Source organism: Burkholderia sp. LS-044 (assembly GCF_004803625.1).
GTDB classification, from domain to species: Bacteria; Pseudomonadota; Gammaproteobacteria; order Burkholderiales; family Burkholderiaceae; genus Burkholderia; species Burkholderia cepacia.
This window is the reverse complement of record NZ_SSWO01000004.1, coordinates 548,940-566,339: the sequence shown is the minus strand read 5'-3', so window position 1 is coordinate 566,339 and position 17,400 is coordinate 548,940. Positions and strand designations below refer to the sequence as shown.

Genomic DNA, 17,400 nt, shown 5'->3' with positions numbered 1-17,400 from the left:
TTACCGCGCAACACTCTTACTGCAATAAGCCCCCAAAAAATCCAGTAAATATTACTTATCTCGCGAAGCTAGACGAGAAATAATTACCCGACTGAACATCATTTCGCAAAAATGCCATCCGTACGCTAACCCACCTGCGAAACGGCAATCGCGAGCCCGACCACGAGCCACTGCACGATCGCGACGAGCACACCGGCCCGGCACAGCCCGACCGCGCCGCGCACGCGTGCGTCGAGCGCACGTCCGGCCTTCGACGCGTCGATCCAGCCGAGATCGGCGAGCGCGCGGTCGAGCGCGGCGAGGGCATCGTCGACCGATGCGTCGCCGGCCGCCGCGCGCGCAAGCGCGGCGAACAGCCGGCGGTCGATCTCGATCCGCACCGCAACCCACAGCGCCGCGATCCCCGACCCGGTGCTGACGACGGCCAGCAGCACGCGCGCGACCGTCGCCGGCGCCCAGCCCGATGCGATCCACCAGCCCGCGCCGGCCGCGGCCAGTGCGGCCGCGATCGCCCACGCGCCTGCATCGAGCGCGCCGCGCGCGGCGGCAATCCTGAATGGCGCGGACGGGTCGCGCATCACACACCTCCCGCGCCGCGGCGGCCATCGATCCAGTGCTGCAGCACGGCCACGCCGTCGTCCGACCACACCGCATGCGGCCGCACCGCGCGCACCGCGGCCAGCGCGTCGCGCGCATCGCCGAACCCGCGTCGCGCCGCCAGCCACGCGGCCGCGCACAGCACGCTGCGCCCGTAGCCGAGCGCGCAGCAGACCAGCACGTCGTGCCCTTCCCCGTGCAGGCGTTCGAGCGCCGCGACGGCCTGCGCAAGTTGCGCGGCCGTCGGCGCGACGAGGTCGAGCTGCGGCACGCTCGCATAGGCGAGCGATGCATCGGCCGCCGCCCAGCGCGGCATTTCGGCCGTCAGGTCGACCAGTGCCGTGAAACCGTGGCGGCGCACGTCGGATGTGGTCGGCGTGCGGCCGAGCGACACGCGTTCGTCGATCCGCACCGGCGCCGGCTGCCGGAACGTCCACAGCCGCGAATTGACGAATGCGCCGGCGATCGTCGGCGCGAGCAGCCAGCGGATGACGACCGGGAAACGCCCGTGCGCATCCTTCTGGAACGCGCCGGGTGCGCCGCGCCGGTAGATCCACGCGACACACGCGAGCGCCAGCGCGACCCACCCGGCCGCCAGCGCCCAGCCGGGCGCGCGCGGCACGCACCAGAGCGCCACGAGCGCGACCGCCGCCGCGCCGAGCGCATAACGACGCGCGAGCGCGCGGCCGGCCGCGCCCGGCGACGCATCGGCGCCCGGCAGCCGGCCCGCGGCATCGCGCAGCGGGAACAGGAACAGCGCGAGACAGCCAACGGCCGCACCGGTCGGCACGTCGATCGCGTGATGCTGGTAGGTCGTCAACACCGACACGCCGATCGCCGCGAACCACAGATGGAGCACGACGCGCGCGAGCGTGCCGCGCACGTGCTTCGCATAGACGGCCCACAGCACGACGAGCAGCCCGATGTGCAGCGACGGCGCCTGGTTGAACGGCTTGTCGAACCCCATCAGCAGCGTGAACAGCGCACCGGCCACGCCGCCCGCGTCGGGCCGCTCGAACCCGAAGCGCAGCGGCCACGCGATGAAGCACGCGACCGATACCAGTTGCACGGTCAACAGCCGTTTCACGTGATCGAGCAGGTCGGCGCGGCGCGTCCAGAAGAAGAACGACAGCGCATACAGCAGGTCGATCGACCAGTACGGCACGATCGTCCACGGCACGAACGGGATCGCGTGCTCCCAGCCGAACGCGAAGGTCGGCACCGCCACGCGGCGCGCGGCGAGCCAGTTCGCGAAGCCGTAGGTCGAGAAGAACACGGCGCCCATCACCGCGAGCCAGCCGAGACGCAGCGCGAACGACGCGTCGCGTGCGCCGGCCGCCGACGCCTGCGCCGCCAGGCCGCGCGCGTCGCCGCCGAATTCGCTCATGACGCGTCGACCCGCTGCGCGAGGCTGACCGTGAAAATGCCCATTTCGTCGATCCGCTGGTCGAGCTTGCGGAACCCCGCGCGCGCGACGAGTTCGTCCATTTCGGCCTGCGAGCGGCGGCGCATCACCCAGGTCGCCTCGCCGCGGTGATTGTTCAGTGCGCGTGCGATGAATTCGAGCTGCGGATGCCACGGCTGCCCCGTATAGACGAGATAACCGCCCGGCGGCACGGCCTGCGCGAGCCCGCGCAGCGAGCGCTCGATCAGCGCGTTCTCGCCGAACAGTTCGTAGAGGCCCGACACGATCGCGAGCGTCGGACGCGGCTCGAGCGTCGCGAGCGACGCCTCGTCGAACGCGTCGCCGCGCTCGAAGCGCGCGATCGGCTCGAGGCCGCGCTGCGCGATCAGCACGCGCCCGGCCTCGACGTTCGGCGGGCTGTAGTCGCGCAGCGTGATGTCGTCGGGCGCCGCGCCGTCGCGCTCGGCGGCCGACGCGATCGCGTCGAGCACGTAGCGCCCGTGCCCGGCCGCGATGTCGACGATCCGCACCGGCGTGCCGTGGCCGCGCAGGCGGCCGATCGCCGCGCCGATCAGCTCCTGCAGATGCACCTTGCGCTGGCGGATGCCGACCCAGCCCGGCGAATCGAGATACGTGCGATCGATCAACGCGCCGACGCCGAGCCGCCCCTGCGCGCGGTTGCGGTACACGTAATCGAGCGTCGAGCCCGAATCGAAACCGAGCCGCAGCCCGAGCGCGATACCGTCCGACAGCGCGCCGCCGGCCTTCAGGCCGGCTCGCGTGAGCGCCCAGTACGCACGTGCGAACGCATTCGCGGGCGGGCGGCCGAGCGCCGCGTATTCATCGTGGAACGCACCGCGCCGGTCGGCATCGGCGAGCGACACGCGCGGGCTCGGCGCATCGAATTCGCGCAGCACGAATGCGCGCAGCGGCGCGAGCGCCTGCGCGCGATCGCGTTCGCCGAGCGTGTCGTGATAGAAGCCCGGCAGCACGATGCGCTCCTTGCGCGCGGCGCCGAGGCGTTCGAAGAAGCGGTCTTGCGGGCCGCGATGCACGACCCAGTCGGCGCCCGAGATCAGCAGTTGCGTCGGCACGGTGATCGCGGCCGCATCGGCGACGATCCGCTGCGCGGTGTCGTGCAGGTCGAGCAGCATGTTGACCGCGATCGGCCGCGTGATCAGCGGATCGGACGCATAACTCGCGATCCGCTCGGGATCGTGCGTGAGGAATTTCGGTTTCACGTAGCTGTTCACGTAGAACAGCCCGCGCAGCTTGTGCATCAGCCGCAGGCCCGGCCGCGCGAACGGCACGTAGAGCTTGATGTGAAACGCCGGCGACGCGACGACGAGCGCGCGGATCGGCGGCGCGTAGTCGTGCACCCAGGTGGCCGCGAGCACCGCGCCGACGCTCTGGCCGACCACGGCCATGTCCTCGATCGCGATGCCGTGCGTGTCGCGGATATGTTCGACGAAGGTCTGCAGGTCGCGTACCGACGCGGCCGCGCTCGGGCTGTAGCCGCGTGCGCCGGGCGAGCGGCCGTGGCCGCGCGCATCCCACGCGAAGAACGCGAAATCCGGCAGGTCGAGCTCGTCGACGAGATGCGCGACGCGTGCCGAATGTTCGTGGCCGCGATGCAGCAGCACGATGGCGCCGCGGCAGCGCGGGCCCGTTGCGGGCCAGTGACGATAGAACAGCGTTTCGCCGTCGTGCGTGATGAAGTCGGCCTCGCGGGCCAGGCGTGCGCTCATGCGTTTTTCTCTCGTTTCGTTATTCGAATCATGGTGCGCCGCCCTCCGGCGCCCGGTACCGCCACTGCCTTTGACTGCCTTGACTACCCTTTCAACCGCCCTTTTCCGCGATGCCGGCCTGCACGCGCCGGACCACGGTCACGATCGACAGCACGATCAGCAGCCGCCACAGCCATGCGGCGACGCCGCCGACCGGAAACCCGAGCCCGATCCACAGCGCGAACGCGCCGAGGGCGAGCGCGCGGTCGCTCTTGCCGAACGGGCCGTCGTAGCGGCGGCTCACGCCGACCAGCGGGCCGATCAGCCCCGCGCATTCGACGATCACCGCCGTCAGCGCGAACAGCCAGACGTCTGCCGGAGCGAACGCCGGAATCGCGAGAAACGGCAGCACCAGCGCAACATCGGACACGACGTCGCCGAGTTCGTTCAGGTACGCGCCGAGCGTGCTTTTCTGGTTGTGCTCGCGCGCGAGCATCCCGTCGATCGCATTGAGCGCCATCCGCACGAACAGCCACAGCGGGATCAGCAGGAACAGCGCGCGGGCAAACACGCCGAGCCCGGCGAGCGCGCCGACGACGATCGAGCCGCCGGCCGCGAACAGCGTGACCTGGTTGGCCGTGACGCCGCGCTCGGCGAGCGAGTTCGCGAACGGGCGCAGGCGGTTCTGGAATTTGGGTTTGAGTGCGTAGAGGCTCATCGTTTCGTATTCGTTCTATTCGCGCGGCACAGTCGGACACCTTTCCCGCCGCCATGCCCCGGGCGGCGAAACGGCCCTGGACGGCCTTCCATGGACGGCCCTAATCGTCGCCGAGCGGCCTCGATGCGTCAAGCATGCGCCCGGCGCGCAAGCGCGGCGCCAATCTGGCGTTTTTGACGGAAACTCGCGATAATCCGCTGGCCCGAGCGCAGCACGATCCATTCGAACTGCAAACGGGCACTCGTGCAACAGCCGATTATCACGCCGCCGACCGGCGCATTCGCCGCGACGCAACAGCGTGTGGCGGCGAATCGTCCGATTATCGCGGACCTGCGACAGGCAGCCACGAATTTGAAAAAATTTAAACAAGGGCCGTCCGGCGCGCATCCTGCCGCGCCGGCATTCCGGGGTCCCGCCCGCCGCGCAAGCGCCGCGGGCCATGCAGGCAGGCAGGAGGCACGACGCCGATGAACATACTCAACGTCTGGCAGCGCGACTTCCTGCTGTCCATCGTGCGGCTCGTCGCCGGCGCGTATCCGGTCTGGCATCAGGCGCCGCCGTCCCCCACGCAGAAGATCTACTTCTCGAACCACACGAGCCACATCGATACGCTCGCGATCCTCGCCGCGCTGCCGCGCGACGTGCGCGCGGTCGTGCGGCCCGTCGCCGCGCGCGACTACTGGGACAGCAGCGACGCGAAGCGCCACATCGCGCAGAAGCTGCTGAACGTCGTGCTGATCGATCGCCACCGGGAATCCGGGGGCGACCCGCTCGACCCCGTGCGCGACGCGCTCCGGCAGGGCCATTCGATCATCATCTTCCCGGAAGGCACGCGCGGCGCCGAAATCCTGCCGCAACCGTTCAAGAGCGGGCTGTTCCACCTCGCGACCGAGTTTCCGGACGTCGCGCTCGCGCCCGTCTATCTCGAGAACCTGCAACGGATCATGCCGAAGGGTGCGATCTGGCCGGTGCCGCTGATCTGCAAGGTGCACTTCGGCGCGAACGATGCGCTCGGTGCCCAGGAAGACAAGCCGACGTTCCTCGCCCGCATGCGCGACGCGGTCGTCGCGCTCGCGCCTCCGCAGCGGCCGGCCGGCTGAACACCGCCCCCTCCTTTCCCTTTTCCGGATATCCCCCATGCGAACTCTCTTCTGGGAACTGGTCGCGGGCGTCACGGGCGTGCTCGTCATCGCCACCGTGATCGGCGCGATCCTCGGCGCGCGCAGCGGCGGCACGAGCGCGACCATCGTCAACCTGAACCAGCGCATCCGTGCGTGGTGGGCGATGATCGCGATCATGGTCATCGCGATCAGCCTCGGCAACAACGTCACGTATCTCGTGTTCGCGGTGCTGTCCTACCTGACGCTGCGCGAATTCATCACGCTCACGCCGACGACCGCGAGCGACCACACGACGCTGTTCATCGCGTTCTTCGTCGCGATCCCCGTGCAATACCTGCTGCTCGGGATCAACTGGTACGGGATGTACTCGATCTTCGTGCCTGTGCACCTGTTCTTCGCGATGTCGCTCGTGTCGGCGCTCACGCAGGACACGCGCGAATTCCTGAGCCGCAACGCGAAGATCAACTGGGCGCTGATGGTGTGCGTGTACGGGCTGAGCCACGCGCCGGCCGTGCTGATCCTCGACATTCCGCGCTACACGGGACAGAACGCGCTGCTGCTGTTCTTCTTCCTGCTCGTCGTGCAGATCAGCGACGTGCTGCAGTATGTCGTCGGCAAGCTGTTCGGGCGCCGCAAGATCGCGCCGCAGCTGTCGCCGTCCAAGACGATCGAGGGGTTCGTCGGCGGCGGGCTGCTCGCGACGCTGTGCGGCGCGTCGCTGTATCGCGTGACGCCGTTCAGTTTCGGCGCCGCGTTCGGGATCTCGCTCGCGATCGTGATCGCGGGCTTCGTCGGCGGCCTCGTGCTGTCGGCCGTCAAGCGCTCGCTCGGCACCAAGGACTGGGGTTCGATGATCGCGGGCCACGGCGGGATGCTCGATCGCGTCGACTCGATCTGCTTCGCCGCGCCGGTGTTCTTCCACCTCGTGCGGTATCTGTACGTGTGACGCGCGGGCGGCACCGCGCCGCCCGTTCCTTCGCGCGAACGGTCAGTATCCTGCGCGCAACGCCTTCGGCACCACGTAGCGGCCGCGTGCCGCGTCGAACGTCACCGTGTAGCGCGCGTGAATCGCCTTGCCGCCGCGGGAGCCCGTTTCCGTGACCGTCAACGGATAGACGTCGCCGGTGCCGGTCGTGTCGGGCACGATCGAAAACGTGCGGCTCTCGCAATGCGACTTCGCGTTCCCGCAATCGAGCGACCCCGTGTTGTCGAGCGCTTCGTCGATGCGCGGCGCCGCCTCGACGATCGCGTTGCCGACCGGCAGCCAGATCGATCGCATCGCCATCGTATAGCCCTGCAGCGTGACGCCGTCGCCGATCGTGAAGCCGAACAGGTGCGGGCCGTACCGCTCGATGCGCACCGTACCCGGCTCGCCGCGCTTGCCGGACGCAATATCCGTCTTCTTCACCACCGGCTCGAGCGTCTTGCCGTCCGCCGCGGGCTTCAGCACGTACAGGTCGATGGTGCCCGTCGTGCCGTCCGAATCCATCCCCGGCATGCCGTCCTGCACGGCGGCCTCGGTCTCGCCGCACACCGCGAGCAGATACCGCGGGCCGTCGGCGGTCGCGACGCGCAGCGACCCGCACGGCGAATAAATGAAATCGCCCGCGTCCGACTGCCAGCCCTTGCGGTCCGCGCGCCAGTTACCGTAGTTGTTGTGGAGGAACGTGCGCAGCAGACGGTCGGCCGCGACCGGCTCGACCGCCTGCGCCGTCGCCGGCAGCACCGACGCCGGCACCGCACACGCAACGGACAGCGCCAGGCGTCGCAACAGGGGATGAACCGATGAAATCATGTCGGCGTCGGCAGGAACGGAAAGCGGTACGCGAAGTGAACGGCTGGCGGCATCAACGCGTCACCGCGGTTGCGCGACCGGTTCGGGATCGAACGCCGCCAGCCCCGGCCATGCCGCCCGCCCCCACACACCGTCACCCGGTGCAAGCCAGCGCTGCAGCGTGGCGTCGTCGAACGCCTTGCCGAACGGGTCGGCGCGAAACCCGGCCACCCACTGCTTGCGGCCCGCGATATACGCGCTACCGAAATCCGTCCAGCTGCCGAAACAATCCTGCGCGCGCTGCGCGTTGAGCAACAGCACACGCCACGCGGTGTCCGGCTCGGTCCAGCCCATCAGCATCGCCACGCGCGCGAGGAACGCCATCCGCGCACAGGCGAACGCGAGTGCGGCACGCGGGTCGTCGGTCGGCTGCAGCGCATGCAGGTCGGCCCGAAACCATTGCGTCTCGAGCACGCGTGCGAGGTGCGCGCGCGCATCGTCGTCCGTCGCGTCGGTGCGCAACTCCATCTGATGCAGCATCTGCGCGCGCAGGAACTTCCGCGACGTGTCGTTCAGGTGGCTCGTATCCGCATCGTCGAAACCCGAGAACCCGGTCGCCTCCACGTACGGATGCGCGAGCAGCAGCGCCCAGTGCTTGCGGGCGGACAAGATCGAATGGCGCGCACCGCGCCGGCGGAGGTAGCGCACGATACGCCACAGCACGAACAACGCGACGATCAGCTTGAATGTCATGGTCTTCGCCCCGTCATTCGCCGGCACTGGCGCCGTGCGGCGCGTCGTAGCCGGGCCAGCGCACGTTCTCGGTCGCAAAGGCGGGACGTGCGTCGTCCCGTTGCGCGGACGGCACCGCGGGCGCCAGCGTCGCGCGCACCGCGTAACGCACCGAGCCGGCACGCGGCGGCCGCGCCTGCAGCAGTTCGGGCTGCCGCGCGGCGACCAGCCACTCGACGGTCGGCGTCGGCTCGGCGAGCCGCCCGAACAATTGCGGATGGCGCGCGACGAGCCGTGCTTGCGACGCGGCATCCGTCACGTCCTCGATCCTGCACCACCCCCACGCCGTATGGACCACGCCGAGCGCGATGCAGTCGGGCGGCGTGTTATCCGTCGTCCCCAGCGTATTCAGGCATGCCAGCACGTCGTCGACATAGCGCTCGACCGGCGGCCGGTTCTGCTTGCCCTTGACCTGATCGACGTCGAGGCCGCCGTCCGCGCGCATCGCGACACTGATCGTGATGTGCGGCTGGCCGCTCGCGTCCCGGAAGCTCAGCAGCCGCAGCGTGCGCGCCTCGATCGCTTCCGCGTAGCGCCCGCCGTAGCCGCCCGTCAGCGCCTGCCGGTCGGCGAACTGGCCGAGGCAATGGCGCATCACGTAACTCTCGAACGCCATTTCGGCGCGCAGCAGCGCGCTGTCGGGCAGGAATTCGACGAAGCGGCCGTTCGCGGTTTCACACCAGGTGCGCAGCGCATCGGGCTGGCTCTCGCGCCAGCCGCGCGCAATCCGGGCCGCCATCTCCGCATGCTCGCGTTCCCACATCGCGAGCGCCTGCGGGCAATTGACACGGTCGAGCTTGCCGTCGAGCCCGGTCCCCTTGCGCGACTCGAGGAACTCGACGAGCGTGGTTTCGAGCGCGAGAAGCTGCGGATCGCCCGGGTCGACCCAGACGACGGGCGCCAGCCTGCCGGCGTCGGCCTCGGCGATCGTCTTCGCGTCCGCACCGAAGCGCCGCGCGACCCACGCCGGCGGCGCGGCGTTACCGAGCGCCTGCCGCGCGTCGTCGAGCGACCCGATCGTGCGTGCCGGCTCGAAGTTCGCGACGACGTGCCGGTAGAAATGGTTGAGCAGCCACGCGCGCACCGCGTCGGCATCGCCTCGCGCGGTGCTGCGCGCGGCGATCGCCGCTTTCAGCGCATCGGCGTTCAGCGCGTTGCGCGGCGCATAGCCGGCCCGCCGACCGACGGCCGTCATTGCCAGAACTTCCACCAGCGCTTGCCCGGCGCGGCCGTCGCCAGGCCCGGCGCCGCAGGCGGCGCACCGGCCTCGCTGATCCGCCGCTCGATCACGTCCATCTTCAGGTCGAGCGGTTCGGCGGCGTGCCGGTTGCCGGCGAGCACCCGTTCGTAGAAATATTTCGCGTCCGGCTGGCGGCCCAGTTCGTACGCCGCGTCGGCGGCCCGGAGCAGCACGTTCAGATCGCGCGACGCGTCGGCCTGCGCACGCGCGGCGTCGTACAGCGCCGATGCCTGGTCCGGATGCGACTCCGACATGTGGGCCGCGAACACGAGGCGGGCAATCAGTGCCTCGTCGGGCAACCTGCCGTCGAGCTGGTCGTGCTCGCGCTGCCAGCCGACGAGGCGCTCGAGCCAGATCGGCAATTCGTTGCAGCGATCGACGCGGTACAGCGCGCGCACCACGTCGCGCACGTACCAGTTCGGCTCGTGCCGGCTGTAACCGTATTCGGCGGCGTAGTGCCACAGCTGCTCGGCGGCTTCGAGCATCTCTTCATCCTTCTCCTGGCACGCGAGCACGTAGCGCACGCCGTCGTAATGCTCGGCAAACGAACTCGCCGCGATCCCGCTGCGATGCAGGACCAGCGCTTCGTCGTAGCGCTCCTCGCCGCGATAGAGGATCGCGAGGTTGTTGCAGAGCATCGAATACAGGTGCGCGCACGCATCGTACGGATGGCCGTTGCCCGTCTCGAAGAAGCGCTCCATGCAGGCGCGGCCCTGCTCGTACGCGGCGATCTTCAGGCGCTCGAGATCGGCGCGTACCGGCGCCTGTTCCGCGGCCGGCAGCGCGTCGATCGCCTCCTCGGCCCTGTCCTCGATCGAGCACGCGTAGCCGTAGCTCCACAAGCCGCTGCGCAGCGGCGGCGGCGGCAGCTTCATCGCGGCGGCGACACCCAACGCTCGAATGCGCGCATCGGTCAGCATGAACCCGGTGCGGTTGTCGTACATCTCGCCTTCCTGCGCGGACGCGAGCAGGCGCGCGGCCTGGGTCGTCGCGTCGATGCGGCCGGTTTCGCCGTCGTAGACGGCCGCGAGCCGCGCGATCCACGGATGGCCGGGCGCGCGCCGCAGTGCGACCTCGCGCGCGGCGTCGGCGATCGCGTAGCGCAACGCGTCGCCTTCGAGCGAGCCGAACGCAGCAAAAATCTCGCCATGCGTCGGCGAACGCGCGGCCAGCGCGTCGGGCCCTTCCGCGCCGAGTTCGACGAGCCGCTCGAGCGTCGGCTGAAAACCCGCTGCGCGCATTGCGCACAGCGGCCACCAGACCGACGTGTCGGTCGGCTCGGCCAGGCGCGCATGGATGATCTGCCCGACCCGGTCGAGCATGCTGCTTTCGATCTGGTACACGTGGAAGAACGCCCTGCGCCCTGCCTCGTCGAAACGGCCCGCCTCGAGCAGCCACGGCAGTTCGTATTCGATGAAGTCGTCTCCGCCGTCCGATTCGAGGCTGTGGCGCGCCATCTCGCAACGGGCCAGCGCGCCCGCGAGATCGCCTTGCGCGTGTGCCGCCCGCGCGGCGAGCCGCGCCAGCCTCACCTCGGCCTCACGGCGAGGCGGCAGCGCCCAGTCGGCAATGCGCGACTCGACGGCCTGGCGAATGGTGTCGAACTGCAGCGGCGCGATCTCGATCATCGCCCGGCCGATCCGCAGCCAGTCGTCGGCGTCGATGTCCTGGTCCGCCGCTGCCGATGCCATCGCAGCCACCGCGGCCTCGGCCGCCGCACGCGCGTCGTCGTCCCGGTCGAGACGCCGCAGTGCCCACGCGCGCAGGCATTGCCGGTTCGCCTCGTCCCACGCGCGAAACGTGGCGCGGTCGGCAATCGCGCGGTTCAGCGCATGCCGCAGTTCGATCGCGTCGAGCGCATGCTCCGCGTGGTCGAATTCGAGCGTATCGAGAATGCGCGCGCGGACGTAGCGATCGGCATCGAGCGTCGGCGACGTGCGCAAGACGTCGTGCATCTGGCCGATCGCCTCGGTGACGGCGTCGTTCTCGCCCAGGTGCCGGGCGACCTGCAGCCGGTATAGCGCGAGTTGCATGCGGATGTCGGGCCGCGCCTCGGGCGGCGCCGCGTCGTGCACGCCCGCGCCGTCCTCGTCGAGCACGGCGCGCGCGGCGGCCGGATCGCCGGCGTGCATCCACAGCGTGTGCAGGCGCGCGATCGCGTCGAGCGAATCGGCACGCAACGGCTGCGCACGCAGTCGTGCCGCAAGGTCGCTCTCGCGGCTCGAATCGCTTTCCTCGAGATCGGCTTCGAGCCGGTTCATCAGTGTGTCGAGCGGCTGGCCCGTCAGGGGCATCGTCGTCATATCGATATTGGAATGGGCGTTTGTAGTTGTATTGGCGCTGGGAGTCATCGACTTCTCCATCTCGGAATCGCGATAGCTTATCAGGAGACGGCGACCGTGCGCGGCCTCGCCATTCGCGTCGCCCGGCGTTACGATCTCGTTCTTCATCCCCGGACAGGTCGATGCGCACGATGCGACGGCGCGACGCGCGCCGACCGGTCCCGCCGATCCGGAAACCGCATGAACCTCACCTTGCAGGATGTCGCGTGGCATCGTTCGGTCGGGCGGCTCATCGAGTCGCTCGACCAGCCGGGCTTCTGGCTGGCGCTGATCCGGCTGATCGAGGAATACGTCGCGGTCGACAGCTGGGTCGTGCTGACCTTCGGCGACGGCCGCCCGCAGGTGTTCGCCGAATGCCCGTACGAAGGCGGCGGCCCCGACCCGCTGTTCCGCGACTACGTGCAGGGCCTGTACCAGCTCGACCCGTTCTACATCGCGAACCGCGACGCGCCGAGGAGCGGCCTGTTCCGGCTGTCGGACGTCGCGCCCGAATGCTTTCGCGATACCGAGTACTACACGCTCTATTTCACGCACAACGTCGTCGAGGACGAGGTGCAGTTCAACGTCGTGCTCGACGACGCGCGCACGCTGTGCCTGTCGCTTGGCAGCAAGCGGCGCTTCAGCCCCGGGCAGGTTGCGCTGCTCGACCTGATCCGGCCGTGGGTGGCCGGGCTGATGCGGCAGCGGCTTGCGTTCGAGCCCGCCTCCGCGGAGCAGGCGCCGCCGCGCCGGGCCGGCACGCACGATGGCTTCGAGCAGGCGATGGCGCGGCTCGGCACGCCGCTCACCGCGCGCGAACTCGACGTGATCCGGCTGATCCTCAGCGGCTGCTCGAACAAGGAAGTCGCGAACAAGCTGTCGATTTCCGCCGAAACGGTCAAGGTGCATCGGCGCAACATCTACGGGAAGCTCGCGATCAATTCGCAATCGGAACTGTTTTCACTGTTCCTGAAGGCGCAGACCGACGGATAGCGCGCTCCGTCGCGCCCGTTTTCGCTCCCCTGCCTGCATCTTTGCGGCGGCCTTCGACGGCCGCGGCCGGATCATGCCGATGCCGATGCCGTCGCGGCCCGGTGCGAACCCGCGAGCTTGAATTCGCCGACCGTCTGCGCGAGCTGAGCCGCCTGCTCGCGCAACAGCGCGGCGGCCGCAGCCGACTCCTCGACGAGGGCAGCGTTCTGCTGCGTCGAGTGATCGAGCTGCGACACGGCCTGGTTCACCTGCGCGATCCCGGTGCTCTGCTCGTTCGCCGCGACCGTCATTTCCGCGATCACGCTCGTGATGCCGCGCACGCCCTCGACGATCTCGTCCATCGTCGTGCCGGCCGTCTTCACGAGCCCCGATCCGCCTTCGATCTTCTCGACGGACGACTGGATCAACTGCTTGATTTCCCTGGCGGCCACCGCGCTGCGTTGCGCGAGCGTGCGCACCTCGCCCGCGACGACCGCGAAGCCTCGCCCGTGCTCGTGCGCGCGCGCCGCCTCGACGGCCGCGTTCAGCGCGAGGATGTTGGTCTGGAACGCGATGCCGTCGATCACGCCGATGATGTTCGAGATCTCGGCCGACGCCTTCGTGATCTCATCCATCGTCGCGACCACCTCGCTCACCACCTCGCCGCCGCGTACGGCAACGCCCGACGCCGATTCCGCCAGCCGGCTCACCTGCGTGGCCGCATCGGCCGAGTTGCGCGCCGTGCCGGCGATCTCCTCGAGCGCCGCCGCGGTCTCCTGCAGGCTCGATGCCGCATGTTCGGTGCGGCTCGACAGGTCCTGGTTGCCCTGCGCGATCTCCGCGCTCGCCACGCTCACGGATTCGCTGAATCCGCGTATCTGCAGCAGGATCGCGCTGATCTTTTCGGCGAACAGGTTGAAGGCCCGCGCGATCTGCGCGGCCTCGTCGCCGCCGTCGGCCGGCAGCCGCTTCGTCAGATCCCCGCTCCCGCTCGCGACGTCGGTCAGCGCGTCGCGCACGAGCAGCACGCGCTTGAATGCCGCGTTCGTCAACGCGCCGACGAGCGCCGCCGCGACGCAGGCGACGACGAGGATCGCAATGAGCGTCGTCGTCGCGACGGCGCGCATGCCGGCCGTCACGTCCGACCGGTCGAGCGCCATGACGAGCGACCAGTCCGTCCCGGCGATCGGGCGCGCGCGGAGCAGCTTGGTCACGCCGTCCACGTCGATCGCCACCGGTTCGGTCGCCTTCTGCAGGCCGGCGAGACGCTCCGGCGTCAGTTCGGGCGACAGCTCGGCGGCCGGCTTCATGATCAGATCGGTCTTCGCGCCCGCGATCAGGCGCCCGCTCTTGTCGACCAGGAACGCGAAGCTCGACGGCGTCGGATGCATCGACGCCACGATCGCGCTCGCGCGCTCCATGTAGAGGCTCGCCGCGAGCACGCCCTTCAGCGTGCCGCCGCGAACGATCGGGGCGGCGAACGCGAACGCGGGCTTGCCGGTCGACGCGTCGCGGTACAACGCCGTGACGACGAGCCGGCCTGCGTCGACCGCCTGCCTGAACCACGGGCGTGCGGTCGGATCGTAGCCGGCCGCGAGCGGGACGTTCGAATACGCGGTGCGATCCGGCAGGCCGAGCGTGAGCACCTGGAATCCGCCCGATTTGCCGAGCAGCGTCAGCGCCGGCAGCGGATCGCCTTCGCCCGGCGTCAGCGTGTCCGCGAGCGCCTGGGTCTGCTGCGCGCGGCTCGCGACCCACTCGTCGAGCGCGAGCGCGTGGCCGGTCAGGACGGACTGCAGGTTCTGGTCGATGGTCGTGTCGTTGTGCTGCTTGACGACGTAGTACACAAGGCCGCCTGTCACGGCCAGGGCCGTGACCACGATGGCGACGCAGGTCGCCAGAATCCGGGCGCGAATCGATGACAGCATGATGACGTTGATCTCCGGTTGCCGCGTTGTTTTCGGTTGGTCAAATGGGCACTCAACCGTCCTTAACGACCGCACGCGATGCAACTTGAGGTTCGACTGGTCAGACCGGCAAAAAAAGTTGAGCCCAGGCCGGCGACAGTACGCGGGATCAATACCCCTGACGGGTTAACACGCCGGCGGGATGGGAAAACCGGCGGTTCGGCGCATACTCGGGCGTTCCGACGTCCAACGTTGCGGAGCCGGCCGCGCCGGCCCCGCCCACCGAAATCGCCCATGAAACTGAAGCTCGACATCGTCCAGCTCGCCGGTCGCGACGGCGACACGCACTACAACCTGCAGCGCACGCTCGACGCGATCGCGACCTGCGCGCCGGGCACCGACATCGTGATGTTTCCGGAAGCGCAGATCACCGGCTTCCTCGATCCGTCGAACCTGGCCGAATGCGCCGAGCCGCTCGACGGCCCGAGCGTCGGCGCGGTCATCGCGGCCGCACGCGCGCGCGACGTTGCCGTCGTGGTCGGGCTGATCGAGAACGACGGCGGCCGCTTCTACAACACCACCGTGTTCGTCACGCCGGACGGCATCGCGCTGCGCTACCGCAAGACGCACCTGTGGGTGAGCGAGCACGGCGTCGTGCTGCCCGGCGACCGCTACGCGACGATCGAATGGCACGGCGTGCGGATCGGTCTGCTGATCTGCTACGACAACGAATTCCCCGAAACCGGCCGCGCGCTCGCCGAACTCGGCGCCGAGCTGATCCTCATCACCGACGGCAACATGGAACCGTACCGCCCGGTCCACCGCACGTCGGCAACGGCACGGGCGATGGAGAACCAGGTGTTCACGGTGGTCGCCAACCGCGTCGGCGGCAGCACGCACGACGTCGTGTTCGCGGGGGGCAGCCTCGCGGCCGATCCGTTCGGCAACCTGATCTTCGAGGCCGGCAACGGCGAATCGCGCCACGCGATCGAGCTCGATTTCGACCAGCTCGCCGCGTCGCGCGCGGTTTACGACTATCGCAGGGACCAGCGCCTGCATATCGCCGGCGAACGTATCGAGCATGCGGACGGGCTTCGCGAGTTGCTGATTCCGTGACGGGGCTGCCCGCCCGGGCGGCGCCGTCCGTCACGCCCGTCACGCCGGCTCCGGCACCTCGATCGCCAGCAGCGCCGAACTGACCGACTTGCCGTGCGCGTCGAGCGCGAGCGAGCGCGTGACGCCGCCACCGAGCGCATCGCGCAGCACGAAATTGAATGCCCCGAGCGCCGGCAGTTCGTACCGCACGACGTCGCCGTGCACGATACCCGCGAGCCACGCCTTCACCGCATCGGCACCCAGATGCGTGCGCAGATGATCGTAATGGCGCGGATCGCGGCAAATCACCGACACGTTCAGCGTATTGCCCTTGTCGCCGGTGCGCGCATGCGCCAGTTCACGCAGTTGCATCATGCCTCCACGAATGAAAACGACGGCGTCACGGCCGCGCGCGGCAGCAGCACCGACTGCACGGCGATCACCTCGCGCGTCGACTTGAACGCCCCGCCGCCGCCGGCCGGCCCGTTCGTATAGAGCGTCTCGACTTCATTGCCGATCCGCGCCGCTTCGCCGGCGCTCGCCGCGCGGCCGGCCACCCGCACACGCACCTCGGCCGGCTCGCCGCGCACGGCCGGCGTCGCGTCGCCATACAGCGCATCGACGCCGATCAGGTCGAAGCGCAGCTCGGTCGCGGCGACGCCGGTCAACGCCAGCCGCTCGCGGACGATCCCGAGCGCGAGACGCGCGCGTTCGAGCGCGCCCGGGCCGCCGTACGAGATCTGGCCTTCGCCGATCCAGCCGTCGACATACGCCACCGACACCTTGAGCGTGTCGGGCCGCGCCGTGCCGCGCCCGCCCGTCACGCGCACGCGGTCCGCCGCCTCCTCGGCGACGGTGACGTGCGTGAAATCCGCGACGACGTCGGGCTGCAGGTACCGCGCCGGATCGTGTATCTCGTAGAGCAGCTGTTCCTTGCAGGTCGCCGCGCTCACGCGGCCGCCCGCGTGCGGCACCTTGGTGATCACGACCGAGCCGTCCGCCGCGACTTCGCCGATCGGAAACCCGAGCCGCTCGAGGTTCGGCACGTCCTTATAGCCGGGGTCGGCGAAATAACCGCCCGTCACCTGCCCCGCGCATTCGAGCAGGTGGCCGACGACCGTCGCCGCCCCGAGCGTGTCCCAGTCGTCCATCCGCCAGCCGAACGCGTGGATCAGCGGTGCGGCGAACAGCGACGGATCGGCGACGCGCCCGGTCAGCACGACGTCCGCGCCGGCCGCGAGCGCGTCGACGATCGGCGCGGCGCCGAGATACGCGTTCGCGGACACGATGCGGTCGCGATACGCGGCGACGTCGTCGCCCGATTCCTCGAAGCGAAACGCGCCGCGCAGTACGACGTCGAGCACGTCGTCGCCTTCGACGGCCGCGACCTTCAGCCCGGCGACGCCGAGCGATTGCGCGATCCGTGCGGTGCGCCGTGCGGCCGCCCGCGGATTCGCCGCGCCCATGTTCGACACGATGCGCACGCCGTTCGGCACGGCAACCGGCAGCACGGCGCGCATCCGCGCCTCCAGCAGCGGGTCGTAGCCGAGCGACGGGTCCTGGCGCCGCGCCTGCTGCGCGATCGCGATCGTGCGCTCGGCCAGGCATTCGAAGACGAGATAGTCGAGCTGCCCGTGTTCGGCCAGCTCGACCGCGGGCTCGATCCGGTCGCCCGAGTAGCCGGCGCCCGCGCCGATGCGCACGCGCCGTTCAGGTTGCTTTGCTGTCATG

The 17,400-nt window shown here is 69.6% G+C and carries 16 protein-coding genes; 5 read left to right on the top strand and 11 right to left on the bottom strand.

Annotated elements, in window-relative coordinates; translation table 11 throughout:
• Positions 1–125: 125 nt before the first annotated feature.
• The 4 genes from E9536_RS14080 to E9536_RS14065 all read right to left on the bottom strand — a co-directional run bounded on the left by E9536_RS14080 (position 126) and on the right by E9536_RS14065 (position 4,447).
• Positions 126–578: a hypothetical protein gene (locus E9536_RS14080; protein WP_060173851.1), complete on the bottom strand. Its 453-nt coding sequence runs from the start codon at positions 576–578 to the stop codon at positions 126–128.
• Positions 578–1,984, bottom strand: a complete 1,407-nt coding sequence (locus E9536_RS14075; RefSeq protein WP_060357300.1) for a phosphatase PAP2/dual specificity phosphatase family protein — start codon at positions 1,982–1,984, stop codon at positions 578–580. Before E9536_RS14075 ends, E9536_RS14080 begins: the two co-directional genes overlap by 1 nt.
• Positions 1,981–3,750 carry a bifunctional alpha/beta hydrolase/class I SAM-dependent methyltransferase gene (locus tag E9536_RS14070; protein ID WP_059682197.1) on the bottom strand — a complete coding sequence of 590 codons (1,770 nt, stop codon included), beginning with the start codon at positions 3,748–3,750 and terminating at the stop codon, positions 1,981–1,983. The genes E9536_RS14075 and E9536_RS14070 overlap by 4 nt, the downstream gene beginning before the upstream one ends.
• Before the next feature lie 91 nt (positions 3,751–3,841).
• Positions 3,842–4,447 carry a CDP-alcohol phosphatidyltransferase family protein gene (locus tag E9536_RS14065; protein WP_027787786.1) on the bottom strand — a complete coding sequence of 202 codons (606 nt, stop codon included), beginning with the start codon at positions 4,445–4,447 and terminating at the stop codon, positions 3,842–3,844.
• Between the two features lie 134 nt (positions 4,448–4,581).
• On the opposite strand from E9536_RS14065, the gene E9536_RS41420 reads away from it, so the two are divergent.
• The 3 genes from E9536_RS41420 (at position 4,582) to E9536_RS14050 (ending at position 6,514) form a co-directional block, all read left to right on the top strand.
• Entirely contained in the window at positions 4,582–4,812 is a 231-nt protein-coding gene (locus E9536_RS41420; RefSeq protein WP_155253126.1) for a hypothetical protein, read from the top strand.
• Positions 4,813–4,914: 102 nt separating this feature from the next.
• A complete protein-coding gene (locus E9536_RS14055; protein ID WP_059682194.1) occupies positions 4,915–5,547 on the top strand; it encodes a lysophospholipid acyltransferase family protein in 633 nt (210 codons plus the stop codon).
• A gap of 37 nt (positions 5,548–5,584) precedes the next feature.
• Positions 5,585–6,514, top strand: coding sequence for a phosphatidate cytidylyltransferase (locus E9536_RS14050; protein ID WP_059695701.1), 930 nt, complete (start codon positions 5,585–5,587; stop codon positions 6,512–6,514).
• A gap of 42 nt (positions 6,515–6,556) precedes the next feature.
• On the opposite strand, the gene E9536_RS14045 is transcribed toward E9536_RS14050, so the two are convergent.
• The 4 genes from E9536_RS14045 to E9536_RS14030 are packed head-to-tail and all read right to left on the bottom strand — an operon-like array spanning position 6,557 to position 11,824.
• On the bottom strand, positions 6,557–7,363 hold the full coding sequence (locus tag E9536_RS14045) for a topoisomerase IV (RefSeq protein WP_136470012.1): 807 nt from the start codon (positions 7,361–7,363) through the stop codon (positions 6,557–6,559).
• 60 nt (positions 7,364–7,423) lie between these two features.
• Positions 7,424–8,095 (bottom strand): DUF1266 domain-containing protein, encoded by a 672-nt coding sequence (locus tag E9536_RS14040; RefSeq protein ID WP_136470011.1) that lies wholly within the window; start codon positions 8,093–8,095, stop codon positions 7,424–7,426.
• 13 nt (positions 8,096–8,108) lie between these two features.
• On the bottom strand, positions 8,109–9,329 hold the full coding sequence (locus tag E9536_RS14035) for a hypothetical protein (RefSeq protein ID WP_136470010.1): 1,221 nt from the start codon (positions 9,327–9,329) through the stop codon (positions 8,109–8,111).
• On the bottom strand, positions 9,326–11,824 hold the full coding sequence (locus E9536_RS14030) for a hypothetical protein (RefSeq protein WP_136470009.1): 2,499 nt from the start codon (positions 11,822–11,824) through the stop codon (positions 9,326–9,328). The genes E9536_RS14035 and E9536_RS14030 overlap by 4 nt, the downstream gene beginning before the upstream one ends.
• Before the next feature lie 72 nt (positions 11,825–11,896).
• Here E9536_RS14030 and E9536_RS14025 point away from each other — a divergent pair, with 72 nt between their 5' ends.
• Positions 11,897–12,688 (top strand): LuxR C-terminal-related transcriptional regulator, encoded by a 792-nt coding sequence (locus E9536_RS14025; RefSeq protein WP_136470008.1) that lies wholly within the window; start codon positions 11,897–11,899, stop codon positions 12,686–12,688.
• Positions 12,689–12,759: 71 nt separating this feature from the next.
• Here E9536_RS14025 and E9536_RS14020 read toward each other — a convergent pair whose 3' ends face one another.
• Positions 12,760–14,595, bottom strand: a complete 1,836-nt coding sequence (locus E9536_RS14020) for a methyl-accepting chemotaxis protein (protein ID WP_124815657.1) — start codon at positions 14,593–14,595, stop codon at positions 12,760–12,762.
• Positions 14,596–14,868: 273 nt separating this feature from the next.
• Between E9536_RS14020 and E9536_RS14015 the strand changes: the two genes are divergently transcribed.
• Positions 14,869–15,690 (top strand): carbon-nitrogen hydrolase family protein, encoded by an 822-nt coding sequence (locus E9536_RS14015; RefSeq protein WP_136470007.1) that lies wholly within the window; start codon positions 14,869–14,871, stop codon positions 15,688–15,690.
• A 39-nt stretch (positions 15,691–15,729) separates the two neighbouring features.
• Here E9536_RS14015 and E9536_RS14010 read toward each other — a convergent pair whose 3' ends face one another.
• Positions 15,730–16,041 carry a hypothetical protein gene (locus tag E9536_RS14010; protein WP_027787796.1) on the bottom strand — a complete coding sequence of 104 codons (312 nt, stop codon included), beginning with the start codon at positions 16,039–16,041 and terminating at the stop codon, positions 15,730–15,732.
• A complete protein-coding gene (locus E9536_RS14005; RefSeq protein WP_136470006.1) occupies positions 16,041–17,399 on the bottom strand; it encodes an acyclic terpene utilization AtuA family protein in 1,359 nt (452 codons plus the stop codon). Before E9536_RS14005 ends, E9536_RS14010 begins: the two co-directional genes overlap by 1 nt.
• Position 17,400: the final 1 nt, after the last annotated feature.